This window comes from Albidovulum sp. (genome assembly GCF_041919395.1).
Taxonomy (GTDB): Bacteria; Pseudomonadota; Alphaproteobacteria; order Rhodobacterales; family Rhodobacteraceae; genus Albidovulum.
Window position 1 is genome coordinate 1 of the sequence record NZ_JAYRTX010000045.1, and the last position, 26,133, is coordinate 26,133.

The 26,133-nt window shown below is 67.1% G+C and carries 28 protein-coding genes; 14 read left to right on the forward strand and 14 right to left on the reverse strand.

Annotation, left to right across the window (positions count from 1 at the left end):
- On the reverse strand, positions 1–409 hold a 409-nt coding region (locus tag ACMUOO_RS09305; RefSeq protein WP_413855055.1), incomplete at its 3' end, for a 2-C-methyl-D-erythritol 4-phosphate cytidylyltransferase.
- Between the two features lie 190 nt (positions 410–599).
- On the opposite strand from ACMUOO_RS09305, the gene dusB reads away from it, so the two are divergent.
- From dusB to hflX, 9 genes are all read left to right on the forward strand, one after another.
- Entirely contained in the window at positions 600–1,595 is a 996-nt protein-coding gene (gene dusB / locus ACMUOO_RS09310; RefSeq protein WP_301918045.1) for a tRNA dihydrouridine synthase DusB, read from the forward strand.
- The gene (locus ACMUOO_RS09315; RefSeq protein ID WP_301918046.1) at positions 1,592–2,686 is read left to right on the forward strand and encodes a two-component system sensor histidine kinase NtrB; all 1,095 of its coding nucleotides are present in this window, start codon (positions 1,592–1,594) and stop codon (positions 2,684–2,686) included. Before dusB ends, ACMUOO_RS09315 begins: the two co-directional genes overlap by 4 nt.
- Positions 2,686–4,056 (forward strand): response regulator, encoded by a 1,371-nt coding sequence (locus tag ACMUOO_RS09320; RefSeq protein ID WP_301918047.1) that lies wholly within the window; start codon positions 2,686–2,688, stop codon positions 4,054–4,056. Before ACMUOO_RS09315 ends, ACMUOO_RS09320 begins: the two co-directional genes overlap by 1 nt.
- A gap of 100 nt (positions 4,057–4,156) precedes the next feature.
- Positions 4,157–6,430: a sensor histidine kinase NtrY-like gene (locus tag ACMUOO_RS09325; protein ID WP_301918048.1), complete on the forward strand. Its 2,274-nt coding sequence runs from the start codon at positions 4,157–4,159 to the stop codon at positions 6,428–6,430.
- Positions 6,427–7,842 carry a sigma-54-dependent transcriptional regulator gene (locus tag ACMUOO_RS09330; RefSeq protein ID WP_301918049.1) on the forward strand — a complete coding sequence of 472 codons (1,416 nt, stop codon included), beginning with the start codon at positions 6,427–6,429 and terminating at the stop codon, positions 7,840–7,842. Before ACMUOO_RS09325 ends, ACMUOO_RS09330 begins: the two co-directional genes overlap by 4 nt.
- Positions 7,843–7,972: 130 nt before the next feature.
- Complete coding sequence (trkA, locus tag ACMUOO_RS09335) at positions 7,973–9,349, forward strand: Trk system potassium transporter TrkA (protein WP_301918050.1); 1,377 nt, start codon at positions 7,973–7,975, stop codon at positions 9,347–9,349.
- A 4-nt stretch (positions 9,350–9,353) separates the two neighbouring features.
- Positions 9,354–10,868: a TrkH family potassium uptake protein gene (locus tag ACMUOO_RS09340; protein WP_301918051.1), complete on the forward strand. Its 1,515-nt coding sequence runs from the start codon at positions 9,354–9,356 to the stop codon at positions 10,866–10,868.
- A gap of 155 nt (positions 10,869–11,023) precedes the next feature.
- The gene (gene hfq, locus ACMUOO_RS09345) at positions 11,024–11,257 is read left to right on the forward strand and encodes an RNA chaperone Hfq (protein ID WP_035705913.1); all 234 of its coding nucleotides are present in this window, start codon (positions 11,024–11,026) and stop codon (positions 11,255–11,257) included.
- Positions 11,254–12,537, forward strand: coding sequence for a GTPase HflX (hflX, locus tag ACMUOO_RS09350; protein ID WP_301917368.1), 1,284 nt, complete (start codon positions 11,254–11,256; stop codon positions 12,535–12,537). The genes hfq and hflX overlap by 4 nt, the downstream gene beginning before the upstream one ends.
- On the opposite strand, the gene ACMUOO_RS09355 is transcribed toward hflX, so the two are convergent.
- The 4 genes from ACMUOO_RS09355 to ACMUOO_RS09370 all read right to left on the reverse strand — a co-directional run bounded on the left by ACMUOO_RS09355 (position 12,534) and on the right by ACMUOO_RS09370 (position 14,076).
- On the reverse strand, positions 12,534–13,139 hold the full coding sequence (locus ACMUOO_RS09355) for a hypothetical protein (protein ID WP_301917298.1): 606 nt from the start codon (positions 13,137–13,139) through the stop codon (positions 12,534–12,536). The genes hflX and ACMUOO_RS09355 overlap by 4 nt on opposite strands.
- Before the next feature lie 114 nt (positions 13,140–13,253).
- Positions 13,254–13,418, reverse strand: a complete 165-nt coding sequence (locus tag ACMUOO_RS09360; protein ID WP_301917299.1) for a hypothetical protein — start codon at positions 13,416–13,418, stop codon at positions 13,254–13,256.
- A 104-nt stretch (positions 13,419–13,522) separates the two neighbouring features.
- Positions 13,523–13,846, reverse strand: coding sequence for a DUF6522 family protein (locus ACMUOO_RS09365; RefSeq protein ID WP_301917300.1), 324 nt, complete (start codon positions 13,844–13,846; stop codon positions 13,523–13,525).
- Positions 13,843–14,076, reverse strand: coding sequence for a hexameric tyrosine-coordinated heme protein (locus ACMUOO_RS09370; RefSeq protein WP_301917301.1), 234 nt, complete (start codon positions 14,074–14,076; stop codon positions 13,843–13,845). Before ACMUOO_RS09370 ends, ACMUOO_RS09365 begins: the two co-directional genes overlap by 4 nt.
- Positions 14,077–14,459: 383 nt before the next feature.
- Here ACMUOO_RS09370 and ACMUOO_RS09375 point away from each other — a divergent pair, with 383 nt between their 5' ends.
- From ACMUOO_RS09375 to ACMUOO_RS09390, 4 genes are read left to right on the forward strand one after another with little or no spacing between them, the layout of a single operon-like run.
- Positions 14,460–14,852, forward strand: coding sequence for a group III truncated hemoglobin (locus ACMUOO_RS09375; RefSeq protein ID WP_301917302.1), 393 nt, complete (start codon positions 14,460–14,462; stop codon positions 14,850–14,852).
- A 15-nt stretch (positions 14,853–14,867) separates the two neighbouring features.
- Positions 14,868–15,356: a hemerythrin domain-containing protein gene (locus ACMUOO_RS09380; protein ID WP_301917303.1), complete on the forward strand. Its 489-nt coding sequence runs from the start codon at positions 14,868–14,870 to the stop codon at positions 15,354–15,356.
- Complete coding sequence (locus tag ACMUOO_RS09385; RefSeq protein WP_301917304.1) at positions 15,349–15,687, forward strand: carboxymuconolactone decarboxylase family protein; 339 nt, start codon at positions 15,349–15,351, stop codon at positions 15,685–15,687. Before ACMUOO_RS09380 ends, ACMUOO_RS09385 begins: the two co-directional genes overlap by 8 nt.
- Positions 15,684–16,064: a DUF488 domain-containing protein gene (locus tag ACMUOO_RS09390; protein ID WP_301917305.1), complete on the forward strand. Its 381-nt coding sequence runs from the start codon at positions 15,684–15,686 to the stop codon at positions 16,062–16,064. The genes ACMUOO_RS09385 and ACMUOO_RS09390 overlap by 4 nt, the downstream gene beginning before the upstream one ends.
- Before the next feature lie 436 nt (positions 16,065–16,500).
- On the opposite strand, the gene ACMUOO_RS09395 is transcribed toward ACMUOO_RS09390, so the two are convergent.
- From ACMUOO_RS09395 to hisD, 5 genes are all read right to left on the reverse strand, one after another.
- Positions 16,501–17,274, reverse strand: coding sequence for an ABC transporter permease (locus ACMUOO_RS09395; RefSeq protein ID WP_301917306.1), 774 nt, complete (start codon positions 17,272–17,274; stop codon positions 16,501–16,503).
- Positions 17,274–18,440 (reverse strand): ABC transporter permease, encoded by a 1,167-nt coding sequence (locus ACMUOO_RS09400; RefSeq protein ID WP_301917307.1) that lies wholly within the window; start codon positions 18,438–18,440, stop codon positions 17,274–17,276. Before ACMUOO_RS09400 ends, ACMUOO_RS09395 begins: the two co-directional genes overlap by 1 nt.
- Positions 18,437–19,519: an ABC transporter ATP-binding protein gene (locus ACMUOO_RS09405; RefSeq protein WP_301917308.1), complete on the reverse strand. Its 1,083-nt coding sequence runs from the start codon at positions 19,517–19,519 to the stop codon at positions 18,437–18,439. Before ACMUOO_RS09405 ends, ACMUOO_RS09400 begins: the two co-directional genes overlap by 4 nt.
- Before the next feature lie 129 nt (positions 19,520–19,648).
- Positions 19,649–20,713 (reverse strand): ABC transporter substrate-binding protein, encoded by a 1,065-nt coding sequence (locus ACMUOO_RS09410; protein ID WP_301917309.1) that lies wholly within the window; start codon positions 20,711–20,713, stop codon positions 19,649–19,651.
- 63 nt (positions 20,714–20,776) lie between these two features.
- Positions 20,777–22,060 (reverse strand): histidinol dehydrogenase, encoded by a 1,284-nt coding sequence (hisD, locus tag ACMUOO_RS09415; RefSeq protein ID WP_301917310.1) that lies wholly within the window; start codon positions 22,058–22,060, stop codon positions 20,777–20,779.
- Between the two features lie 120 nt (positions 22,061–22,180).
- Between hisD and ACMUOO_RS09420 the strand changes: the two genes are divergently transcribed.
- Positions 22,181–22,729 carry a cupin domain-containing protein gene (locus tag ACMUOO_RS09420; protein ID WP_301917311.1) on the forward strand — a complete coding sequence of 183 codons (549 nt, stop codon included), beginning with the start codon at positions 22,181–22,183 and terminating at the stop codon, positions 22,727–22,729.
- A 320-nt stretch (positions 22,730–23,049) separates the two neighbouring features.
- Here the strand turns inward: ACMUOO_RS09420 and ACMUOO_RS09425 are convergent, their stop codons facing one another.
- From ACMUOO_RS09425 to ACMUOO_RS09440, 4 genes are all read right to left on the reverse strand, one after another.
- Positions 23,050–23,451: a bacteriohemerythrin gene (locus ACMUOO_RS09425; RefSeq protein WP_301917312.1), complete on the reverse strand. Its 402-nt coding sequence runs from the start codon at positions 23,449–23,451 to the stop codon at positions 23,050–23,052.
- A gap of 3 nt (positions 23,452–23,454) precedes the next feature.
- Entirely contained in the window at positions 23,455–23,988 is a 534-nt protein-coding gene (locus ACMUOO_RS09430; RefSeq protein WP_413855058.1) for a hypothetical protein, read from the reverse strand.
- Positions 23,985–25,571 (reverse strand): cytochrome b N-terminal domain-containing protein, encoded by a 1,587-nt coding sequence (locus tag ACMUOO_RS09435; RefSeq protein WP_413855059.1) that lies wholly within the window; start codon positions 25,569–25,571, stop codon positions 23,985–23,987. Before ACMUOO_RS09435 ends, ACMUOO_RS09430 begins: the two co-directional genes overlap by 4 nt.
- On the reverse strand, positions 25,568–26,133 hold a 566-nt coding region (locus tag ACMUOO_RS09440), incomplete at its 5' end, for an SCO family protein (protein WP_413855060.1). The genes ACMUOO_RS09440 and ACMUOO_RS09435, both read right to left, overlap by 4 nt.

Here is a 26,133-nt window from a genome sequence, read left to right on the forward strand (position 1 = left end):
AGAGCGCATCGGTGACCGCAAGGGCGGGTGCGGCGGCATCCGCATGGTCGAGCGCGGCTGCGACGCGGGCGATGACGGCGGGCGAGACGAAGGGCCGCGCGCCGTCATGGATGAGGACCCGGGCGATGTCGCCGCCGGCAAGAGATTCCAGCGCGTTGCGCACCGACCCGGTGCGGCTTTCGCCGCCGGCGACCAGGGTCACGCGGCCCCCGAACTCCGCCACGCCGCGCAGCATGTCATCGGGATGGAGGACGACGACGATGCGCGGAAACTGCGCGAAGGCGGCAACCGCCCGCGCGAGCACGCTGCGCCCCGCGATCCGACGCCATTGCTTCGGTTCGCCGCCACCGGCGCGGCTGCCCCGGCCGGCGGCGACGATCACGATGGCGGTAGCGGCGGTGTCGGTCACTGAGGCCCTCCCTTTGTCTCCGTCTAGTCCGGCTCGCGCACATCGGCAATGCCGCCTGACCCGGCACGAAGGCGCCGCCGGTGCCGAAGTTTCGGGCAATTGCCGTATTGCTGCGCTCGGGCCCGCCGTTTCGGTTGCGAAAACCGTTCGTCCCGATTATCCGGGAGGCAATTGCACAAGGATTAGGCGTTTGACCCTGACCATCGGCGACATCGCAGTCGATCCGTCCGTCCTTCTCGCACCGCTCGCGGGGATCACCGACCTGCCGTTCCGCCGCCGGGTGGCCGCGTTCGGCGCCGGCCTCGTCGTTTCGGAGATGGTCGCCTCGGGGGAACTGATCACGGAAAGGCCCTCGGTCCGCGCGAAGGCGCGCAGCGACCTCGGTCTCGCCGACGGCACGCCGACCTCCGTCCAGCTGGCGGGACGCGAGGCGCGGGCCATGGCGGAGGCCGCGCGCATCGTCGCCGACATGGGCGCGCGCGTGATCGACATCAACATGGGCTGCCCCGCGAAGAAGGTCACGGGCGGCCTTTCCGGGTCGGCGCTGATGCGCGACCTCGACCATGCTCTGGGCCTCGTCGATGCGGTGGTTGGCGCGGTCGAGGTGCCGGTGACGCTGAAATGCCGTCTCGGCTGGGACGCCGACTGCGTGAACGCGCCCGACCTCGCCCGGCGCGCCGAGGCTGCCGGCGTGCGGATGATCACCGTGCACGGCCGCACCCGCCAGCAGTTCTACGCGGGGACCGCGGACTGGGCGGCGATCCGTGCCGTGGCCGCGGCGGTGTCCCTCCCGGTCGTGGCGAACGGCGACATCCGCGACCTCGCCAGCGCCCGCAGCGCACTGGCCGCGTCAGGCGCCGCGGCGGTCATGATCGGCCGCGGGGCGCGGGGGGCACCGTGGAGGCTTGCCGAGGTCGCGGCAGGGCTGAGCGGCGCGCCCGCGCCGGCGGTTCCCAAGGGCGCGGCACTTGGCGATTACATTTCAAGCCATTACGAGGACATGTTGAGCTTCTACGGGCGCGATCTCGGCGTCCGGATCGCACGGAAGCACCTCGGCTGGTATGCCGACGAGGCCGCGGTCGCGCCCGCCTTGCGGGCGCGGATGCTCGTCGCCGGCTCTGCCGAGGAGGTGCTGGCGCTCGTCGCCCGCGCCTTTGGCGGGGCGCCGGAAAGGCGTGCCGCATGAGCCTGCCTTCCGCCGCGACGCTCTGGGCCTCGCTCCCGGTTCCCGCCATCCTCCTCGACGAAGGGGATCGTGCGATCGATGTGAACCCGGCGGCCGAACTCTTCCTCAATGTCTCGGCCCGCGCGCTGCGGGGCCAGCCCGTCTTCGACCGCCTGGCGGTGGCCGCGCCGCTGGAGGAGGTCTTCGCCCGCGTCCGCGCCAACCAGTCCTCACTCTACATCAACGATGTGGACGTGGGCACCGGCGAACGCGCGCCGGTGATCTGCAACCTCCAGGCCGCGCCGGTCGCCGACGCGCCGGGCCATGTGCTCCTGCTCATCTCGCCGCGCGAGTTCGCCGAACGGATCGGCCGCGGACAGGGCATGAAGCACGCCGCGCGGTCGGCCATCGGCATGGCGGAGATGCTGGCGCACGAGATCAAGAACCCGCTTGCCGGGATCACCGGGGCCGCGCAGCTACTGTCGATGAACCTGCCGCCCGAGGACGTGGAACTCGCCGACCTGATCGTCGCCGAGACGCGGCGCATCCTGAAGCTTCTCGAGCAGGTCGAGCAGTTCGGCAACCTTCGCCCGCCGGAGGCGCGGGCGGTGAATATCCATGATGTCCTCGACCGGGCGCGGCGCTCCGCGCTCCTGGGTTTCGCGGCGCACATGACGATCCTCGAGGATTACGACCCTTCGTTGCCGCCCACGGTGGGCGACCCCGATCAGCTTCTTCAGGTTCTCCTCAATCTCCTGAAGAACGCCGCGGAAGCCTCTGGCGGAAAACCGGGAACCATCAGGCTCCATACCTTCTACGACCATTCTCTGCGGCTCCGTCGCGTCGACGGCGCCGGCACCCCCTTGCCCTTGCAGATCGAGATCATCGACGACGGCCCCGGCATCCCGCCCGAGATCGCGGAGTCGATCTTCGACCCCTTCGTCTCGGGCCGCGAGAACGGCACGGGCCTCGGCCTTGCGCTGGTGTCGAAGATCGTGGCGGACCATGACGGATGGATCACCGCGGATTCCGTTCCCGGGCGGACGGTCTTTCGCCTGTCGCTTCCCGTGGCCCCCCGCACCGCGGCCCCGACACCAAAGGAGAAGGTCTGATGGACGGCACCGTACTTGTCGCCGACGACGATCGCACCATCCGCACCGTGCTGACCCAGGCGCTGACCCGTGCGGGCTGCAAGGTCCATGCGACCTCGTCGCTGACGACGCTCATGCGCTGGGTGGAGGAAGGCAAGGGCGATCTGGTGATTTCCGACGTGGTCATGCCCGACGGCAACGGGATCGAGGCCCTGCCGAAGATCGCGGCGGAACGCCCCGGATTGCCGGTCATCGTGATCTCTGCGCAGAACACGATCATGACCGCGATCCAGGCGACCGAAGCCGAAGCCTACGACTACCTGCCGAAGCCCTTCGACCTGCCCGACCTGATGAAGCGCGCCGCGCGCGCGCTGAGCCGGAAGCGCCGCGCCGCCCCGGTGCAGGAGCCTGCGGCGGCCCGGCCCGCCGACGACCTGCCGCTTGTCGGACGCACGCCGGCGATGCAGGCACTCTATCGGCTGGTCGCGCGGGTGATGAACGCCGACCTCCCGGTGCTGATCACCGGCGAATCGGGGACGGGCAAGTCGCTCGTCGCACGGGCGATCCACGACTTCTCCGACCGCCGGACCATGCCGTTCGTCACCGCGGCGGCGGCCGATCTTCAGGGGATCGACGGGCCGTCGGCGCTGCTGGCACGGGCGCGGGGCGGCACGATCGTCTTCGACGAGATCGGCGACTATGACGCCGAGACGCAGGGGCGGATCGTGCGGCTGCTCGACGCGCTTCCGGAGAATGCCCCGCGAATCATCGCGACGACCCAGAAGGTACTTGCCGCACGACTCGAGGCGGGCACGTTCCGCGGCGACCTCTACTACCGTATCGGCGGCGTCACTCTCGCCGTGCCCGCACTCAGGGAGCGGGTGGAGGACATCCCGCTTCTTGCCGAACATTTCCTCGCGCGTGTCGAACGCGACGGGGCTACGGCGCGCCGGCTTGCGAGGGAGGCGGTCTCGCTCATCCGCGCCTACCGCTGGCCCGGCAACGTCCGCCAGCTCGAGAACACGCTTCGGCGCCTGGTCGTGACCTCGGTGGAGCCGGAGATCACCGGGGCCGAGGTCGAGGCCGCGCTGGGTGCCACGCCCGTCGAGAGCCTCAACGCCGGCGTGGCAGACGAGGGTGAGCGGCTTTCCGCCTCGATCGCCCGCCACCTGCGCCGCTACTTCGCCCTGCACAACGACAGCCTTCCGCCACCCGGCCTCTATGCCCGTATCCTGAAGGAAATGGAGGGGCCGCTGATCGAGATCGCGCTCGATGCGGTGGCCGGCAATCAGGCGAAATGCGCCGATCTCCTCGGCATCAACCGCAATACGCTGCGCAAGAAGATCACCGATCTGGATATCCGCGTGACACGGCGGCGGAAGTTGATGTAATAAGGCAACAGGAACTGTGGCCCGTCGGCGTCAGCCGACAGAGAAGCCACCGACCTGTCGGCGGCGGCCGCGGAAACGGCCGGAAACAAGAGGCGAATTCGTGCAGGGCCTTGCGCGCGGCACATCCTGGGACCGGTTCACCCGGCTCCGCAGACAACGGCGCTTTCAGAACGCCGTGACGCTCGGGCTCGTGGTGCTCGGGCCGCTGCTCGCGGTTGGCACCTTCGTCGTGCTGGGACCGTTCGGGCAGGGTGCCAACTCGACGGGTCTCAGGCTGATCCTTCTCGCCGACCTCGTCTATTTCCTCGCCCTGGGCGGGATGGTGCTGGCGCGCCTTGCGCGGATGATCGCGGCGCGGCGGGCGAAGTCTGCCGGCTCGCGGCTTCACCTGCGGCTGACCGGCGTCTTCGCGGGCATCGCGCTCGTGCCGACGATCCTCGTCGCGGTCTTTGCCGGGCTCACCGTCAACATCGGGCTCGAAGGGTGGTTTTCGGACCGGGTTCGCGGCGTCGTCGGAACCTCTCTCGCCGCGGCGGAGGCCTACCAGAACGAGCACCGCCAGGATCTCGTGACCGACGCCACGGCGCTTGCGAACTTCATCGACACCGCCAGGCGCAGCACCTTCCTTCTCGCCGACAGCGACTTGCGCCAGATCCTGGCGCAAGGCCAGGCACGCATCCAGCGCGGGCTGCGCGAGGCTTATGTCATCGACGGAAGCGGCACGATCCGCGCGCGCGGGGAGCGCAGCTATCTCTTCGACTTCGAGGAACCGGCGGCGGCCGAGCTGGAGCGGGCGAAGGCCGGCGAAACCGTGCTGATCGAGGACTGGTCCAACAACGAATTCCGTGCGCTGATCGCGCTGCCGGCCTTCGCTGACCGCTATCTCTACGTCAGCCGTGGCGTGGATGGCCAGATCCTGAGCCTTCTGGACGACACCCGCGCCACGGTCGGCCTGTACCAGCAGCTCGAAGCCTCGCGCGGGCGGGTGCTCTTCGAGTTCGGGCTCGTCTACATCGGCTTCGCGCTGATCCTCGTTCTTGCCGCGATCTGGATGGGTCTGTGGTTCGCCGAGCGGCTGTCGCGCCCCGTGGGGCGGCTTGCCGGGGCGGCGCAGCGGGTGGGCGCGGGCGACCTCGAGGTGCAGGTCGCCGAGGAGGAGGGCGACGACGAGATCGCAATGCTCGGCCGCGTCTTCAACCAGATGACGCGGCAGCTGAACTCCCAGCGGCAGGCGCTGATCGACAGCCACCGGGCAACCGAGCGGCGGCGGCGGCTTTTCGATTCCGTCCTCTCGTCGGTGACGTCCGGAGTGATCGGGCTCGATGCGGAGGGGCGGTTGGACTTCCTGAACCGCGCTGCCACGCGGCTTCTGAACCTCGACGAGACGACCGATCACGACCGGACGCTGGCAGAGGCAGTGCCCGAGTTCGCGGCCCTCCTCGACCGGCTTCGCGAAGGCATCGGCGAGGTCGCGCAGGAAGAGATCAAGGTGAGCCGGGGCGGCAGGCTCGAAAGCCTCCTCGTGCGCATGGCAATCCGCCGGAATGCCGACGGGCGGCTCGAAGGCTACGTCGTGGCCTTCGACGACGTGACCGACCTCGTCTCGGCGCAGCGGATGGCCGCCTGGGGCGATGTTGCCCGCCGCATCGCGCACGAGATCAAGAACCCGCTGACCCCGATCCAGCTTTCGGCCGAACGGATCAAGCGGAAGTTCATCCGGCTCGTCGGCGACGAGGCCGATTCTCTCGAACAGATGACCGACGTGATCGTTCGACAGACCGGCGACCTTCGCCGGATCGTGGACGAGTTCTCCAAGTTCGCGCGGATGCCGGAACCCGACCGGCGCGAGCACGACCTGACGAAGCTCATGCGCGACGCGGTGACACTTCAGGACGGGTCGCTGCACGGGGCGAGGCTGGTCGCCCGGTTGCCGGAGGCCCCGGTCATCGCCGAGCTTGACGCGACGATGATTTCGCAGGCGGTTACGAACCTTATAAAGAACGCCGGGGAAGCCGTTGAATCACTGATCGAAAAGGGTGCTCCATCTGGATATGCCCCGGAGGTCCGCGTGACGATGCTGGCGGGAGAGGACGTGGTGACGATCCGGATCGAGGACAACGGGGTCGGCCTTCCGGAGGACCGCGCGCGGCTCTTCGAGCCTTATGTGACAACGCGCGAGAAGGGGACCGGGCTCGGGCTTTCGATCGTGAAGAAGATCATCGAGGAACATGGCGGCACGCTCACCTTGAGCGATGCGCCGCTTTTCGACGGCAGCGCCCATCATGGCGCTCTGGCCGAGGTCCGGCTGCCGCGGGCGCGGACCGGCCGGGGACAGAAGGACAAAGTCGCGGCAACGGCCGGAGGTAGGACATGAGCGATATCCTGATTGTTGATGACGAACGCGACATCCGCGAACTGATCTCGGACATCCTGAAGGACGAGGGCTACGCGACGCGACTTGCTGCGAATTCCGACGACTGCATGGCCGAGATCAACAGCGAGCCGCCGGCCCTGATGATCCTCGACATCTGGCTGAAGGACAGCCGGATGGACGGGATCGACATCCTCAAGACGGTGAAGCGCGACAACCCGGACGTGCCGATCATCATCATCTCGGGTCACGGCAACATCGAGATCGCGGTGGCGGCGATCAAGCAGGGTGCCTACGACTTCGTCGAGAAGCCCTTCAACATCGACCAGCTTCTCGTCGTCATCCGCCGCGCGATGGAGACCTCGCGGCTGAGGCGCGAGAATGCCACGCTCCGCCGCCGGGATGTGACCTCGTCGGAGATGATCGGTTCCTCGCCGGCCTTCCGCGCGCTGAGGGGCCAGCTCGACAAGGTCACGAAGTCCAACGGGCGGGTGATGCTGACCGGCCAGCCGGGGTCCGGCAAGGAAGTGGCGGCGCGCTACATCCATCTGAATTCCAGCCGCGCGACCGGGCCCTTCGTCACCGTTTCCTCCGCCTCGATCGAACCCGAGCGGATGGAGGAGGTACTCTTCGGCCGCGAGACCTCCGAGCGGGGCGTGGAGAAGGGGCTGCTGGAGCAGGCGCACGGCGGCGTCGTCTACTTCGACGAGGTCGCCGACATGCCGCCGGGCACGCAGTCGAAGATCCTTCGGGTGCTGACCGAACAGCAGTTCAGCCGCGTGGGCGGATCGGACAAGGTGCGCGTGGACCTGCGCGTCATCTCTTCGACCACGCGCGACCTGCAGGCGGAGATCGTCGCGGGGCGGTTCCGCCAGGAGCTTTACGACCGGCTGAATGTGGTGCCCGTCGCGGTCCCGGCGCTCGAGGAGCGGAGGGAGGACATTCCCGAGCTTGCGCGCCACTTCATCGAGGGGTTCAACAGGACGCAGGGCCTGCCGCTGCGCGCGCTCAGCGCGGAAGCCGAGGCGCTGATGCAGACCATGGCCTGGCCCGGCAACATCCGCCAGCTGAGGAACGTGATCGAACGGGTGCTGATCCTCGGCGAGGGCGGCGGGCCGATCGAGGCGCGCGAACTGCCGGGGCAGGGCGATGGCCAGGCGGAGGAAGGGCGGATCGTGCTGTCGGGCGGGCTCGCCACGCTGCCCCTGCGCGAGGCGCGGGAGCTGTTCGAACGCGAGTATCTCCTGACCCAGATCAACCGCTTCGGCGGCAACATCAGCCGGACAGCGACCTTTGTCGGCATGGAGCGCTCGGCGCTCCATCGCAAGCTCAAGTCGCTCGGCGTCGTCACGACCTCGAAGTCGGGCGCACGGATCGCGCATCTCGAGGATGAGGATGAAGAGGAAGACGCTTGATAAGCCTCCGTTTTCCGTTTCGGGGCGTGAAGGGTGCGATGCCTGCCGCGTACCCCGGGATCGGATCGACCGGCGTTGACCGCCCATCGAGGCGCGCCTATCAAGGGCGGGCCTCATCCGGGAGCGGGCCATGAAAGTGATCATCTGCGGCGCGGGTCAGGTCGGCTGGCAGATCGCGCGCCACCTGGCGGGCGAAAAGAACGACGTGACGGTCGTCGACAACAACGCCGACCTCGTCCGCCGCGCGACCGAGACGCTGGACGTGCAGGGCGTGGCCGGCTTCGCCTCCTACCCCGATGTGCTCGAACGCGCCGGCGCGCGAGACGCCGACCTGATCATCGCGGCGACCCACTCGGACGAGGTGAACATGGTCACCTGCCAGGTCGCGCACTCGGTGTTCGGCATCACCCGCAAGATCGCACGGCTCAGGGCGCAGTCCTACATGGATGCGATCTATTCCGACCTCTATCGCCGCGATCACCTGCCGATCGACGTGGTGATCAGCCCCGAACGCGAGGTGGCCGAGGCCGCGCTGCAACGGCTCGCCGCGCCGTCCACCTTCGACACCGAGAGCTTCATGAACGGCCGGGCCCAGCTTCTGGGCATCGCGCTCGACGAGGACTGCCCGGTGCTGAACACGCCGCTCAGGCAGTTGACGGATCTCTTTTCCACCCTCCGTGCCATTGTCGTCGGCATTCGCCGCGAGGGGCGCCTTTTCGCGCCGGAGCCGGGCGACCAGCTTTTCGCCGGAGACCAGATCTACGTCTTCAGCCATGTCGAGGACGTGAACCGGACGCTGGACATCTTCGGCAAGGCGACGAAGAAGCAGGAACGGATCGTCATCATCGGCGGCGGGAATGTCGGTCTTGCCGTGGCGCAGGCGCTGGAGCGGCGGACCGACCGGATCCGCGCCAAGATCATCGAGCGGAGCCGCGCGCAGGCGGAGCGGGCGGCGGATTCCCTGCAGCGCACCATCGTGCTCAACGGCGACGGGATGAGCGCCGATCTGCTCGCCGAGGCCAACATCGAGCGTGCCGATGCCGTCCTCGTCGTCACGGACGACGACAAGACCAACATCCTCGCCGCCGTTCGTGCCAAGCAGGCCGGCTGCCCCATGGCCATCGCGCTCGTCAACGACCCGACGCTGGTGCCGCTGATGGGCGCGCTCGACATCGACGCCTACATCAACCCGCGCGCGACGACCGTCTCGTCGATCCTGCGCCACATCCGGCACGGCCGGGTGCGCGCGATCTATTCGGTCGGTGACGCCGAGGCCGAGGTGATCGAGGCGCAGGTGCTGTCCACCTCGCCCATCGCCGGCCGGCTCGTGCGCGAGATCGAGTTCCCCGAAGGCGTTCTCATGGGCGCCCTGATGAAGGGCGAGAAGGTGGTGAAGCCCACCGGCGACACGCGGGTGGAAGAGGGCGACGTGATCGCGCTGTTCTGCATGTCGGGCGACGTGCCGGAGGTCGAGCGGCTCCTGCAGGTCTCGATCGACTTCTTCTGAGCCCATGCAGCGCGTGCTCGATCTTCCGCTGATGGTCATCCTGATGGGGATCGGGGCGCTCGCCATGTATCTTCCGGCGTTCCACGCCTTCGGTGCACGCGATTACGGCGTGTCGCGGGTCTTCTTCTACTCAGGCACGCTCTTCTTCCTCCTGACGGTGCTGATCGGCATCGCGACGGCCGCGAACCGGGCCGGTCACCCGGCCCGGAACCAGCTTCTGACCCTGCTGGCCGCCTTCACGGTGCTGCCCCTGATGCTCGCGGTACCCTTCGCCGAGGCGGTGCCGGGCACCAGTTACTACAGCGCCTGGTGGGAGATGGTGTCGTCGGTGACGACAACCGGGGCAACGCTCTTCGAGCCCGACCGACTGCCGCAGTCGGTGCATCTGTGGCGGGCGCTGGTGGGATGGATGGGCGGCTTCTTCGTCCTCGTCACCGCGGCTGCCGTGCTCGCACCGATGAACCTCGGCGGATTCGAGGTGCTGAGCGGGACACCAGCCGGGCAGGGCGCGCTGTCCGGCGGCCCCGCGGCGCGGGGTGCGAGCCCCTCCCACCGGGTCCTGCGCGACACGCTGACGCTCTTTCCGGCCTATGCCGGCCTGACGCTGGCGCTGTGGATACTCCTGATCCTCGCGGGAGACGGGGCACTGACGGCAGCATGTCACGCGATGTCGACCCTCGCCACCTCGGGCATTTCGCCGAAGGGGGGCCTTTACGGTACGGGCGCGGGCTTCTGGGGCGAATTCGCGATCTTCCTGTTTCTGATCTTCGCGCTGTCGCGCCGGCTCTATCCGTCAGGCCGGACATTCCGCAACGCGATGGGTCTCAGAACCGATCCCGAACTCCGGATGGCGCTCCTGATCGTGACGGTTGTGCCCGCACTCCTGTTCCTGCGCCACTGGATCGGCGCGCTCGAGGTGGACGAGGTCAAGGATACCGCCGCCGCCCTCCGCGCCCTCTGGGGCACTCTGTTCACGGTCCTGTCGTTCCTCACCACGACGGGCTTTGAATCCACGGACTGGGCCGAGGCGCGAAGCTGGTCGGGCCTTGCATCGCCGGGCCTGATCCTCGCGGGGCTCGCGGTGATGGGCGGCGGGGTGGCGACGACGGCGGGTGGGGTGAAGCTCCTGCGCGTCTACGCTCTCTACCGCCACGGCGAACGGGAAATCGAACGGCTCGTCCATCCGAACTCGGTCGGCGGCGCGGGACAGGAGGCCCGGCGGCTGCGTCGCCAGGGGGCGCAGATGGCATGGATCTTCTTCATGCTCTTCGCGATCTCGATCGCCGTCATCATGCTTGCGCTCGCGCTCACCGGGCTCGACTTTGTCGCGTCCACGACCTTCGCCGTCGCAGCCCTGTCAACGACCGGCCCGCTTGCCAGCTTTGCGTCCGAGGCCCCCTTGTCGTGGTCGGAACTGAACGGCGCCGCGCGGGCGGTGGCCGCTGGCGCCATGGTGCTCGGCCGGCTCGAGACACTCGCGATCATCGCGCTCCTCAACCCGGACTTCTGGCGCCGCTAGGCCCGCCCCGCCGGCCGGTTCGGGCCGGGATCAAATTGGGGGTGGAAAGTCCCGAAATCTTCCGCATACTTGATCCAAGTCCCCGGTGCAGCGCCGAGGGGCGGGGATAACGCTGGACCATAAGACAGCAAGAAAAGCGCAAGGCGACGATAATCATGGCTGCCGACAAACAGAATTTGCAGGATGCCTTTCTCAACCATGTCCGCAAGGCGAAGATTCCCGTCACGATCTTCCTGATCAACGGGGTCAAGCTGCAGGGCGTCATCACCTGGTTCGACAATTTCTGCGTGCTGCTGCGCCGGGACGGCCAGTCCCAGCTCGTCTACAAGCACGCGATCTCGACGATCATGCCGGGTCAGCCGATCTCGCTTTACGAGGGCGAGGACTGACAAGCGAGCGAAGCCCAGCGGACGGCCCCACGCGGGCCTATGTCCTTCATCCGGACCTGCGCACGGGCCGCAAGTCGCGGACGCCCGGAAATGCGCTTGCGGAGGCCGCGGCCCTTGCGGCGGCGCTGCCGGCCATCGAGGTCGTCGGCGCCGAGATCGTGCGGCTTCCGACGGTTCATGCCGGGATGCTGTTCGGGTCGGGGAAGATCGCGGACCTGAAGACGCGCTTCGCCGAGGCGGAGGTCGGGCTGGTGCTTGTCGACGGGCCGGTGAGCCCGGTCCAGCAGCGCAACCTCGAGAAGGAATGGGGCGTGAAGCTCCTCGACCGGACGGGGCTGATCCTCGAGATATTCGCGGACCGCGCGCGCACGCGCGAGGGTGTGCTGCAGGTGGAGCTGGCCGCCCTGAGCTACCAGCGCACGCGGCTGGTGCGCGCCTGGACCCACCTTGAACGCCAGCGCGGCGGCTTCGGCTTCGTCGGCGGGCCCGGCGAGACTCAGATCGAGGCCGACCGGCGTGCCATCGACGACGAGGTGATCAAGATCCGCCGCCAGCTCGGCCGTGTGGTAAAGACGCGCGAACTGCACCGGGCGGCGCGGCGGAAGGTGCCGTTCCCGATCGTCGCCCTCGTCGGCTACACCAATGCCGGCAAGTCCACGCTCTTCAACCGGATGACGGGGGCGGAGGTACTGGCGAAGGACATGCTCTTCGCCACGCTCGACCCGACGATGCGGGCCGTGGCGTTGCCCTCGGGGCAGAAGGTCATCCTGTCGGACACGGTGGGGTTCATCTCGGACCTGCCGACCGAGCTTGTCGCTGCGTTCCGCGCCACGCTCGAAGAGGTGCTGGAGGCCGACCTCATCCTCCATGTCCGCGACATCTCGCACCCCGAGACCGAGGAACAGGCGGCCGACGTGCGCGCGATCCTCGAAAGCCTCGGCGTGGACGGCGATGTGCCGCTCTTCGAGGTCTGGAACAAGATCGATCTTCTCCCCGAGGATCACCGCGCGGCGCTTCTGGTGGAGGATGCGCGCAAGCCGGGCATCCATGCCGTCTCGGCGCTGACCGGCGACGGGCTGGCGCCGCTTCTCGACGCGATCGAGACGGCGCTCGGGTCGGAACGGTTCCCCGCAGACCTCACGCTGCCCTTCAGCGAGGGCCGGCGCCGGGCCTGGCTCTACGAGAACGGCGTCGTCACCGGCGAGGAGGAGACGGCCAAGGGCCACCGGCTCCACGTCCGCTGGACGGCGCGGCAAAAGGCGGCTTTCGAGGCGCTCTAGCGGCGCCGCACACTCATGACTGAGATCCGACGCACCGCCAACGCCCTGGTTGGCCTGTGCCGCCGCACCGAAACCATGCCACGGTTTACCTCGCCGCCCTCGGCCACCACGATTTCGGCCGCCAAGTCGTGATCCGCCAGCCCGCAACACTCGAGGCAGAGCACCCTGTAGGTGCCGGGCGTCTCGAAGACATGTGTGAGACGGTTGACTAAGAAGGGCATGGCCCGGGACTGGGCGACGAGCGCGCCGGACTCATCGTAGATGCCGAGGCCGTGGTTCGCATCGACGCTGGTCACGCGGAACTCCACCGGCTGGCCCGCAGCCACCTCGGTGCGATCGAGATACCAGTACCATCGGTTGCCGGTGACGTTTACCCCCTGCGCCGCGGCCGCCGGCGCCGCATAGGGGTTTTCGCGGAACAGCCAGGCGGTGGTCGGGAGCCAGACAGGGACCAGTATCCAGAGCTCGATGGTGCGGATGCGATAGGCGTTGCCCTGAACCGTGGCGTCATCCCGGCCCTCACGGGCGGGCCAGCGGACCCGCAGGACCACCGCGTCGCGGCCAAGGATTGACAGAAGTGACGAGGCAGTTCGAACGGTCATCGGCACAAACCTCCCCCGGGGGTGGCGTATCGGAATTGACCATACCGATTTGATCCAGTTCGAGGCTCTGGCGCGCCGGATCGGGTTCCCGTTGAGTCGCCAACCCGCTCCGGATCACCGGTATCCGATGCCGATGACGTAATCCGTCAGCAGGCGTTCCCCGTGTTCCCGGTCCACGAGCAGGGTCTCGCGCGCTCGTCGCAGCAAGAAGGCCGAGATGACGTATTGCGGTGTCGATCTCCCCGCGCCCAGCATGGCGCCTGCCTCATCGGGCACCATGATCGGCCGGGTTTCCGGACAGCCGTATGCCTGCGCGGCGCAGACCGTCGCAGAGATCGATCGTGATGAGGGGTGACCGTCTTATTCGAGAAGGGCGTCGGGACTCATGAGGCGATCCTCGTGCCGTCGGGTATCGCTCCGGCGTCGCCATGTCCTGCAGCGTGGTCTCGCGGTCCGGCCTTGATCGGGAACGTCACCCTTTTCAGGACGTTGCCCGCTTCGTCGACGATGAAGCGGCAAGCGCGGTCCCCGTGGTGAAACGTCAGGCGCCAGCGACCGGCGTCGTCGTCCACACCGGCCTCGCAGCGCGATGTGATCGCGCCGTCGCGCATCCGCGCCTTGATGTCGTCCTGCGAAAGCGCGAACGCGTCGGCCAGCAACGCGGCGTCGACGACAAAATCAGCGGCCTTGCGTTCAACTGCGGTCATGTCGCATCTCTCCAATAGTCGTTCGCCGCCGCCACGGTGGCGAAATGCGTCGCCACGACCTGGCTTGAGGCGATCAGCGCGTCGGCATTCTCGGCATAGACCGGACGCAGCTTGTTGCGCACCTCTGCGTCCGGCTGGGTCATCTTGATGGCGACGCGGGCCATCTTCACGGCCAGTTCATAGCCCTCTTGCGGGGTTGCCGTCTTCAGGGTGGGGAGCCAGGTCGTCATTGGGCGTTCCTTCCGTGCTTGAATTGCGTATCCCCGATGCCCAACCGGACGGAGCATCGGGTCGATTGTCGGTCAGACCGGCGCCGATGACGTGCTGAATGATCCTGGCCAGATGGTCGCGCGAAAGCCGGAACTCGTCGGCCAGTTCTATGGTCGCGAAGGTGCGCCCCGGCGCGCCCGCCATCCGCATCAGCAGCCTTGATCCATGGTTTTTGAGGGAGGTGAGACGCATCGACGCTGCATTCCCCATCTAATCGGTATTTACAATACCTATTAGCAGATATAACTTCAATTGCAAGACGGAAACCGCGAGTCCCTTCATGCCTGCGCTCGGACGGACCAAACATGTTGCCTCCGTCCGGCCGGAGATCACCGCGGCCATCATGGCTGAAACGGGCCTCGACGAAGAGGTGCTGCGGGACCTCGTCCACGGCTTCTACGGCAGGATCCGACGCGACCCGGTGCTGGGCCCGATCTTCAGCGCACGCATCATAGACTGGGGGCCGCATCTGGAGCGCATGGTTGCCTTCTGGTCGTCGGTCGCGCTGATGACGGGGCGGTACCATGGCCGCCCGGTACCGGCGCACATGGCCCTGCCGATTGACGGAGCCCATTTCGAGCGTTGGCTCGACCTGTTCCGTGCGACAGCGCGCGAGACCTGTACGCCCGCAGGCGCCGCGCATGTCACGCTTCGCGCCGAACGTATCGCCCGTTCGCTCCTCCTGGCGGTATCCGAGGCGAGGGCCGCCTCCGACCCCATTCCTGCCCTACGCTGACGAAAGGATGCCCAAATGTCCGATGCTGCCCCGATTGACGACGCCGCCGAACTGACGCGCTACATCGAGACGCGCTATCATGCGCGCCATCGCAATCAGCTGCCGTCTCTGGCCGAGATGGCCGAACGGGTCGAGAACGTGCACTTCGGCGACGAGGATGTACCCGAGGGTCTCTCCGCCGTCCTGCGCCGCATGATCGGCGAGATGGAGGTGCACATGAAGAAGGAGGAGTTGATCCTCTTTCCCGCCATCCGCAGGGGCGGCGGACCCGGTATCGAGAACCCGATCGCGGTGATGCGCGCCGACCATGACGACCATTCCGCGGAAGTCGCCGAGATCCGCCGCCTCACCGCTGGCCTGACGTTGCCGCAGGGAGCCTGTGGCACCTGGACCGCCCTCTATGCCGGACTCGATGAATTCATCACGGATTTCGAGGAGCACATGCGACTGGAAAACGACGTGCTCTTTCCGCAATTCGAAGCGGGAGGCGTGGCACATGGCTGACCTTCACTTTCCAAGGGCAACCCGCGCCCATGCCGAGCGGCGCCACGCCCTTGCTCCGCATGCCGACGACGCGTTCCGCGATTTCTCCAAGGCCGTTTTTGCCGAGGGCGCGCTTGACACGAGGACCAAGCAGCTGATCGCCGTGGCCGTCGCCCATGTCACTCAGTGCCCATGGTGCATAGAGGGCCATGTGAAAGCGGCAAAGCGCGAGGGTGCGAGTTCCGAGCAGATCATGGAGGCGATCTGGGTCGCGGCCGAGATGCGCGCGGGTGCCGCTTTCGCCCATTCGGTCAAGGCGCTGGAGCTGTTGGAGGACGACGCCACGGGATGACGGACGCACCGGACATCGGTGTCGCACGGGTCTACGACGGTCCCGGCGATGCGCAGCACGCGCGCCTGCTGGTCGACCGCCTCTGGCCGCGGGGGATCAGCAAGGCGGGTCTGGCGCTTGACGACTGGATCCGCGAGGTCGCCCCGAGCACCGAACTGCGCAAGTGGTTCGGCCACGACCCCGACAGGTGGGATGAGTTCCGGCGCCGTTATCACGCCGAACTGGACGCGAGCGACGAGGCGCTGGAGCGCTGCCTGGCCTGGTGCCGGAAAGGCCCGGTCGTCCTGCTCTACGGGGCGAAGGACCGCGATCACAACCAGGCGGTGGTGCTGCGGGACTATCTCCGCGAGAGACTGGCACGGGAGGATGCGACATGACGCATGGCAAGCACCCGATAATGCGCACCCCGCTTTTCACGCTTCTCGGCTGAGATGTGCCGATCCTCGTCGCCGGCATTGGGGTGTGTCCCGCCGTGATCCGGGCGGACGCGGGGGGATATCCGACGCTCGGAATCGTGCGCGCGGCGCCTGGGCTGATCGTGTAGGTGCGGTATCATCGTGCCCACCTGCCGATGAAGGGCGTCATGGCGGGCCTCGGCGGTCGGACCGCGCACCGGGTGCTCGACATCGAAGATGGCGTCGCAGGATCCGACGGCTTCCGGTGCGATGGGACTCCCCTTGCCGTGCGGAATGCCGGTCCGGCCCGGCAGGTTCCGGGCGGGACGCTCCTTCCAGCGCTCGGTCCGGACGTGGAGGAGCGCGGTCGGTGGCGTTGCGCGCTACGCTCGAGTTGCCGCTGCCCTCGTCAGGGACCTCATGCCGAACGGCGGCGCATCAAGAGAAGCAGCAGCGCAACCAGGATTGTGCCCACGATGATCACGAAGGCCGCCGATGCGATCGCCGGGCTGATGTTCTCGCGCAGGGTGGAAAACATCTGGCGGGCAAGCGTGCGCTGGTTCGGCCCGGCGACGAAGAGCGTCAGGACGACCTCGTCCAGCGAGGTGGCGAAGGCCAGCGCCGCTCCCGACGCCACGCCCGGCATGGCCAGCGGGAGGGTTACGAGGAAAAACACCTTGTGCGGCCGGGCGCCAAGGCTTTCGGCGGCGCGCTCCACCCGGCGGTCGATCCCGCCCAGCGCGCCGGAGACCGAGATCACGACGAAGGGAATGGCGATGACGCTGTGCGCCACGATGACCGACAGGTAGGTCGAGTTGATTCCGAAGCGCACGAACAGCGCCTGCATCCCCACGCCCAGCACCACGGCCGGGACGACCATCGGCAACAGGAAAAGCGTGCGGATCTGCGACGACAGCACGAGGTTGCGCGCCCTCAGCCCAAGCGCCGCGAGCGTACCCAGCAACGTGGCAACCACCGTCGTTGAACCGGCGATCAGCAGGCTGTTCAGGATCGCCCGGCTCCAGACCGTGTTTTCGACCAGTTCGGAAAACCAGCGGAACGAATAGGACGGGATCGGGTAGGTCAGGAACGCGCCCGAGGTGAAGGCAAGCGGCAGCACCACCAGAAGCGGGGCAACCAGAAACCCGACGATCAGCGTGGCATAGACGGACTTGAAAAGCGACATCGCCATCATCTCGCCTCCACCGGATCGCGCGACAGCCGGTTGTACACCGCATAGAGGATGAGCGTCAGCACGAGCAGGATCAGCCCGAGTGCGGCGGCCATGCTCCAGTTCGCAGACCCCGTGGCATAGAAGGCGATGACCGAGGACAGCATCTGATCCGACGCCCCGCCGAGCAGCGCCGGCGTGATGTAATACCCGATTGCCGCCATGAACACGAGCAACGTGCCCGATACCACCCCGCGGAAGGACAGCGGCAGCAGAACGCGCAGGAAGGCCCGCACCGGATGCGCCCCGAGCGAAGCCGCGGCGTTCATCAGGTTGCCCGGCACGGTCAACAGGACCGAGTATATGGGCAGGACCATGAAGGGCAGAAGCACATGCGTCATGGCAAGCACCACCCCGAACCGGTTGTAGATCAGCGCCAGCGGCTGCGAAATCACGCCCAGCCCCATCAGTGCCTGGTTGATGATGCCGTTGTCCTGCAGGATGATCATCCAGGCCGCCGTGCGCACCAGAAGCGACGTCCACAAGGGCAGGAGCACCGCCCCCAAGAGGACCGACCGCTTCCAGCCCTGCACCGAGGCAGCGATCATCGCATACGGCAGGCCGATGACAAGGCAGCAGAACGTCACCACGCCCGCCGTCCAAAGCGTCCGCAACAGGATCGTTGCATTTGCCGATGTACCCTCGGGCATGGCGGCAATGTTGCCGGACTTGTCCCGCTCAAGGTCCAGCGCGGCCAGGAGGAAGGCGTCGGTGTAGGGCGATGCGTTGTCCTGGATCGCCTGCCAGTAGGCCGTATCGGTCCAGCGGTCGTCGATCCGGGCAAGGTCGATGTCCGGATCTTCCTTGACTGCGGACACCGTCTTTCCCATCAGCGAGCGAAAACCGGATTTTGTCGCGTTCAGTCGCCGCGTCACGTCGCCCATGGCCATATCGTCGGTGTTGGCGACAACGTCGGCGCGGAAGGCGGCCTGCACCTCGGCCGAGGGCACGCCGGTGCCGTCCCAACCGTCGATGGCGGCTGCGGTCCGGTTCAGAACGCGCGACACGGACGGGTCGGACACCGATTGCGCGATCACGGTGACCAGCGGCCAGACGAAAAACAGGCCAAGAAAGACCAGCAGGGGCCCGAGCAGCAGCAGCGCGCGCATGGGGGCTGCCTTGATCATGGCGCAATCACCCAGCCATCGGCAGCGCGGAAGGTCAGCATGACCCTGGCTCGGACGGGCCACTCCTGCGCCTTGCGGTCCGTGCGGGCGATGATCTGTCCCACTGCCGTCTCGATCACGACGCGCAGATGGTCGCCCTGATAGATCGTGTCGAGGATCTCGCCCGCCAGCCTGTTCTGGCCGGTCGCTGTGGCATCCGTTTCCGCCGGCAGGATCTCGATCCGTTCGGGTCGGAGCGACAGGAGAGCCCGATCCCCGGCCACGAGGCCCGGCAGGCCATGGGCGGCGACGACCGAACCGTCGTCAAGCGTGACCGAAAACGTCTCCCCCGCGTTTTCGGACACCTTGCAGTCCAGCAGATTTGTCTCGCCGATGAATTCGGCGACGAAGCGGTTGGCTGGATGGTCGTAGACCTCACGCGGGGCGGCGCACTGCTGGATCTTGCCATGATTGAAGATGGCGATCCGGTCCGACATCGTCAGCGCCTCGTCCTGGTCATGGGTGACGAAGATCACCGTCAGGCCGAGGCGATGGTGCAGTTCGCGGATGTCCAGCTGCATCTGTTCGCGCAACTGCTTGTCCAGCGCACCCAGCGGCTCGTCCATCAGGACGACACGCGGTTCGAACACCAGCGCGCGGGCCAGCGCCACGCGTTGCTGCTGCCCCCCGGAAAGCTGCCCCGGCAGGCGGTCGGCCAGCTGGCCAAGCTGCACCATGTCCAGGGCCTTCTTCACCTTGGCCGCCGTCACGGCCTTTGCCTCGCCCCGCATCTCCAGCGGGAAGGCCACGTTCCTGGCAACGGTCATGTGCGGGAAGAGCGCGTAGTTCTGGAACACCACGCCCATGTCGCGCTTGTAGGTGGGCAAGTCGTTGATGACCTTGCCATCGAGCGTGATCGTGCCGCCGCTGACACTTTCAAACCCCGCCAGCATCATCAGAAGCGTCGTCTTGCCCGATCCCGACGGGCCTAGCAGGCTGACGAATTCGCCGCGCGCGATGTCGAGATTGAGGTTCTCGACCACGCGCACGGAGCCGTAATCCTTGGTGGCGTCTTGAAAGCTGATGAACGCTCCGGACATGATATCCCCGATGCAGCCTGCTGCGCTTGCGGGCCGTTCTCGTTGAAGTTTGCCCTGCTGTCTACCCTGCTTGCGGTGACGGGTACGAGGCGACCGCCCGGCCTTTCGACCGGGCAGTCGCCGGGGGCGTTACTGGGCGACCCAGGCGTTGAACCGTTTGGTCAGTTCCTCGGAGTTATCAACCCAGTAGTCGACATCGAGGTTCAGCGAGACCGCCAGGTTATCGGGGTTGGTGGGCAGGTCGGCCGCGAATTCGGCCGGAACCATCGCCGCCGCCGCGATCACCGGCAGGCCGTAGGCGATCTGCGCGGGCAGCTTCGACAGGTTCTCGGGCGCGCTTGCGAAGGCGATGAAATCCTGCCCGGCGTCCTTGTTTTCCGCCCCCGCGAGGATGACCCAGCTGTCGACGGCATAGATCGACTGGTTCCAGACCAGCTTCATGTTGGTGCCTTCCGTCCGGTTCAGGCCGGTGATGCGGCCGTTGTAGACTGTGGACATCGCCACGTCGCCGGTCTGCAGCATCGACAGGGGCTGTGCGCCGGCCTCCCACCAGACCAGGTTCGGACGCAGTTCGTCCAGCTTGGCGAAGGCCCGGTCCACGCCTTCCGGCGTCGCAAGCATTTCATAGACCTGATCCGAGGGTACGCCATCGGCCATCAGCGCAGCTTCCAGCGCATATTTCGCGGTCTTGCGCATCCCGCGCTTTCCCGGAAACTTCTCGACATCCCAGAAGTCGGCCCAGCTTTGCGGCTGCTGGTCGGTCAGTTTGTTCCCGTCATAGGCTATGGCCACGGACCAGACGATGTGCCCCGCCCCGCATTCCGAGGTGCTGCCGGGAATGAAGCTGTCCTGACCGCCGAGCTTTTCCCAGTCCAGCTTCTCGAAGATGCCGTCGGCGCAGCCAAGGGCGAGTTCCTCGGCCTCGACCTGGACGACGTCCCAGTTCGGCTGGCCAGCCTTCACCTTGGATTGCAGCACGCCGTAACCGCCGTCCCAGGCCTCGTCCAGCACCGGCTTGCCCAGCTTTTCCGCGAAGGGCTTGAAGAACAGTTCGCGCTGCGCGTCCTGGAAGGTGCCGCCGAAGGACACGATGGTGAGGTCGCGTGCCTGTGCCGCACCGCCCCCTAGCGCAAGCGCCGTGGCGCCGATGGCAAGCGCCCTGCGGAGGGCGGTAGTCTTGTTTTCTTGGATCATGTTCATCTCCCTGCTTGTGGTTCGGATGTGCCGTTCGCCCTTGGGCAAGCGCGTCGGGCGTGGTCAGTTTCTTTCGACGCGGAAGGCGGCCGCCCTGCGGTGACCCTCCAGTCCTTCGGACGCGCTCTGGCGGATCGCGGGCAGCGCGACCTGATCGATCGCCCCGTCCTCGATCCACTGGTGGGTGCAGATCTTTACATAGGCCCCGACCCACAGTCCACCGGTGTAGCGCCCCGCTGCCATCGTGGGCAGCGTGTGGTTCGTCCCGATGCACTTGTCCGAATAGACGACCGAGGCGTTCTCTCCGATGAAAAGGGACCCATAGGACGTCAGCCGGTGCGAGAACTCCAGCGCGTCCCTTGTGTGGACCTGCAAATGCTCCGCGGCGATCTGGTCCGAGACAGCAATCATCGTCTCCGCATCCGGCACGAGGATGATCTCGCCGTAGTCGCGCCAGGCCACTCCGGCCACCGGCGCGGTCGGCAGGCCCGCAAGCTGGTGGTCCATCTCGGCCAGCACCGCCTCGGCCAGGCCGCGGTCCGTGGTGATCAGTCCGACCCGGGTGCGGACGTCATGTTCGGCCTGCGCCAGAAGGTCTGTCGCGATCATGCGGGCGTTTGCGCTGTCATCGGCGAGGATGTAGATTTCCGACGGTCCGGCAAGCTGGTCGATCCCCACCGGGCCGAACACTTGCCGTTTGGCCTCGTTCACGAAGGCGTTTCCGGGGCCGACGATCTTGTCGGCCTTGGGGATCGTCTCCGTCCCGTAGGCCATCGCGGCGATGGCCTGCGCCCCACCGACGCGGAAGATGCGGTCGGCGCCGGACATGTGGCAACCCGCGATCATGGCTTGATGCGCGTTGGGCGGGAGGCAAGCAATCACCTCCTTCACGCCCGCGACCCGGGCCGGAACGATCGTCATGACAGGAGCCGAAAGCAGCGGATAGCGCCCGCCCGGCACATAGCAGCCCACCCGGTCGATCGGGATGACGCGATGGCCAAGGTGGATGCCGGGCAGGGTCTCGATCTCCAGCGGCTGGATCGTGCCCAACTGCGCCCGGGCGAAGGCCGTCACGTTGTCGATTGCGAACTGGGTGTCGGCGCGCGTCTGCGGGTCGAGCGCGGCCACCGCGGCCTCGCGTTCCGCCATGGTGACTTCCAGTTCTCCGATCGCGGCCTTGTCGAACTTCACCGAATAGTCACGCACGGCAGCATCACCGCGCGCCTTCACGTCGGCGAGCACGGCCTTGACCGTCGCTTCCACGTCGGAATTGTCGGAACCCGCATCGCGCGCTGGCGCCTTGATGCTGGTGATGCGCTTTTGCAGTTCAATGGGCAGATCGGTCATCGTTCTTTCAGTCGCTGGTCACGTTCGGAGCGAGTTTTCAGCCTGATCACGTCTGACGCAATTGCCCCTTGGTCATGCGGTGCATATACTGACCAAATTATCCCGATTGCCGGAGCCGTCATGGCAAACATCGGCCGACATGTCCGCGAATTGCGGCGCAGACGCCAGTTAAGCGCACGCGAACTCGCCGCGCGGGCGGGGGTGTCGCATTCCACCATCTCGCTGATCGAGCGTGACCGGATGAGCCCGTCGGTCGACACGCTGGGGGCCGTGGTGGAGGCGCTCGGGACCACGATGGTGGAATTCTTCTCGGGCCTGCGCGCAAGCCATGACCACAGCCCGGTCTATCGGCCGGAAGATCTGGTCGAGATCGGAAATCCCAACGAAATCTCCTATCGCGTCGTCGGCTTCAACCATTTCGGCCGGAACATGCAGGTTCTGTTGGAACATTATGTGCCCGGCGCGGATACCGGTGCGATCTTCTCGCACGACGCGCAAGAGGCCGGGCTGGTGCTGGAGGGCAGGATCGAGCTGACCGTTGGCGAAGAAACCTGGATACTGACCGAAGGCCACGGGTACTATTTCGACAGCAACCGGCCGCACCGCTTCCGGAACGTTGGCGACGGTCCGGCCAGGATCGTCAGCGCGATAACGCCGCCGAGCTATTGATCTGACCGGTTGGTGCCGGTCTGCGCGGCTCCGATCCTGTCAACCCAGGCGCGAAGCCCTCGGAATCCGTGGCCACCCGTCAATCGGCGGGTCGCTCCAAGCAGTTGGAAATAATTCTCACCGGCCTTTCCAATGGCGGTGCCGCGCATAGCTCCACATCCGCAGAGGCGAACGGCATGGATGCTCTCCCGGCGCCGCGCCTTGGTCCGGAACGGTTTCAGCCGGCCGTGGCCGAGAGGTCTTTGACGTGGCCCCGATGGACGAGCGGAACCTTTCGCGTCGGACATCCTGCGAAGGGGCGGCTGCGCCCGGTCCGGGGGTCAGTGCTCGTGCGGTCCAAGCTGGCGATGCAGTCGCGCGTCATGGGTGCGAAAATGGTCCGTGAACCAGGCCTCGAGCACGGCGGTCAATCTGTCGGCCGCGGTCGGCGTATCCTGTGTCCCGTCCATGATGTCGCGCAGCGAGTCGAGCAGCCGCTCGTGATCGGCCTTGTGGGGACCGAGTTCGTCGTAGGCAGCCCGATGCATCTGCTTTTCCTCGTGGGCGAAATGCGCCGAGATCGCGCGCATCAGATCGCCGAGGCACCGGTCCACATCGGCGGTCGGCCGGCGGTCGAGAATGGCAGCGGCGGCGGTGTTCACAAGGTCCACCAGTTCCCGGTGTTCGTGATCAACCGCCGGGTCGCCAACGCTGTACTGGGGTTTCCATTCGATCGGTGCCATGGGTCACCTTTGCTGTCCGTGCAGGTAGAAGCCGCCGGAGCCGGCGTCGAAATCGATGGCGACGCTCTCCGCCGGCTTCAGCACTATATCGTAGCTTGCCTTGTAGGCGAAACCCTGGGCTGCCGGGTCGTCGGCAAGCCGGAGATCGACGTGGTAGGACCCGGCCGGCAGTTCGATCCGATCATAGATGCGCGACGGACCGCTGCCGACAAGACCGCTTGGCTTGACATTCGCCGCGTAGGCCGGTTCGCCGTTGATGTCCATCTCGACCCTGATCGGTGCGCGGCGGCGATCGCATATCTGCTTGTCGCGCATGTTGCGCGGCAGCTTCGCAAGCTCTTCGGGGGTGCGGTCCCGGCAGGCCCGCACGCCTGAATGGGTCAGGCTGAGCCGGATGAGCCCGGTACCCTCCGGCAAGCTTCGCCATGCCGGCCGGGCCGAGAGCGCCGCGACGCCGAGCACGAGTGCGAGCGAAAGCAGGCCGCCGAGGGCGAGGTGCGGCGCGCGGTCGCGCCAGGGGAAGTTCTGACCCGTCATCCCGCGGCCCTTTCGGCGGCCGCCGCCTCGGCATCGGCCACCTCGTCCGGATCGAGCGGCCGCAGGTTCTCGTAGGCTGGCATCGACGACAGGCGCTCCGCGAAGCCCGCGAGTTCCGCGTCGAGGCGCGCCGTCTCGGTCGGGCCGGCCCAGACGGTCAGCACCCGCTCGCGCGGCACCCGCGCGCGGAGGTAGGGGTCGCGTTCGCGCGCGAAACGCGCACGGGTCCAGGCGACACCAAGGCGGTTGTGGCAGTCGCGCTCGGCGCAGCCAGCCACCGCAACACCGTCGGCCAGGCCGCGGCTGATGATGAAGTCGACGAGCGAAGGTGGCGCCATTGCGACGCAGGGCAACACGACCCGACCGGGCGCGTCGCCCGCCGCGGCGCCGTAGGCGCAGGACAGCGTGAGCACGCGGCCCGGTCCCGAGGTCCCGTCCGCCGCCCGGATCACCTCGGCGCGCAGCGCGGCCAGCGGGCGATCCGGCAGGTCGATCCCGGTAACTAGATTTCCCGTGCGGCGGAAGGGGGTCGAGGACGGGCAGGCGCCCATGCAGATGCCGCAGGCGACGCAGCGCGCCGGGTTCACTTCGACCTCATGGGTAAAGGGAAGTCCGTCGGACCGCGGCACCAGCGTGATCGCCGCATAGGGGCAATCCTCGACGCAGCGCGAACAGCCGTTGCAATGGTCGAGAAAGACCGCGGCCGCAGCGCCGTCGCGCCGGGCCGGCAGCCAGGGCAAGCCGATCATCAGCACGGTGAAGCCGACGACCCCGGCCCAGATCGCGCCGGCCGGCACGCTCTCGATCACCGGATAGAGCGACAGCAGGAACCAGTCCATGTCGACACGCACGGGAACCGTGGCGAGATCGGCGGCCGCGCCGAGCGGCGCCGGCGACAGAAGCGCGCCCACCACAAGCGCGCCGAGGGTGATGGCGGCAAGACCGCGCGGCGGATTCGTGCGCGCCTCGGTGATGCGCTGGATGTGCACCCACATCAGCAGCAGCAGGAGGAGCGGGATCGCGATGTGCAGGAACACCATCAACGTGAAGAAGCGCGACGCCAGAAGATCGGGCGCGAGGAAGTTGCGCGCGATCGGCTCGGCGAAGATTCCCAGCGTGTCGAGGAGTTCGCTCGTCGTCGTGGCGATGTACTGGGCAAGCTTGTCCCAGACCAGCCAGTAGCCGGTGATCCCCGAAAGATAGACAAACCAGATCACCGGCACGCCGGTTACCCAGGAAAACCAGCGCGAGCCGCGATAGCGATCCATCGCCCATTCGCGGATCAGGTGCGTGAACATCACGACCACCATGAGGTCCGAGGCATAGCGGTGCAGGCTCCGCGCGACGCCCGCGTGCCACCAGTGATCCCTGCTGAGCCATGCGACCGAGGCATAGGCATCGGTCACGCCGGTATCGAAGAAGATGAAGAGATAGATGCCGGTGACGGCGACGATCCAGAACAGGAACCAGCCGAGCGGCCCAAGCTGCGCCAAGGGATTCCAGTCCGGGCCGAAGGCGCGATCGAGAAGCCTCTCGGCCCGGTCGAAACCGCGCCGGAGCAGTGCGCGCGGGCCAGTGGTCATGACACCTCGCGCCGGATCGGGCGCATCGCCGCGCCGCGGATCGCCCGGCGCCGCTCCAGCCAGAGGCGGAGGACCACGAGGCCCGTAAGGATCAGCGACACGCCTCCGAAGAAGATGCCGAAGAAGATGCCATAGTCGAAGCGGTAGGCCCCGGTCAGCGGATTGTAGACCGTGCAGAGAAAGTTGATCCGGTCCCAGAGCGCGCCAGGATCGACCGACCGCGTGACGGTGCCGAGCACGAGTTCCTTAAGCGGCTGGACAAGGACGGGAAGCGGGAATGTCTCGCCGTAGACCTGCCGGTAGACGCGGCCCTCCGCGTCGAGGATCGTCGTCTGGGTGACGTGATCGAAACCGCGCGCGGAAGCCGCGAAGGAAAAGCCGAGTTCGCGCAGGAAGCTCTCCGTGGTCGCCGCGTCGGCGCTGGCGACGTACCAATCCTCGAGGCCGAGCAGCCGATGCGTGCCGGCGAAGCCGGTCAGTTGAGCGGGCGTGTCGCCGCTGGCGTCAAAGCCGAAGGTCAGCACCGCGAAGCTGTCCTCACCCACGGCGCGGCGCGCAGCCA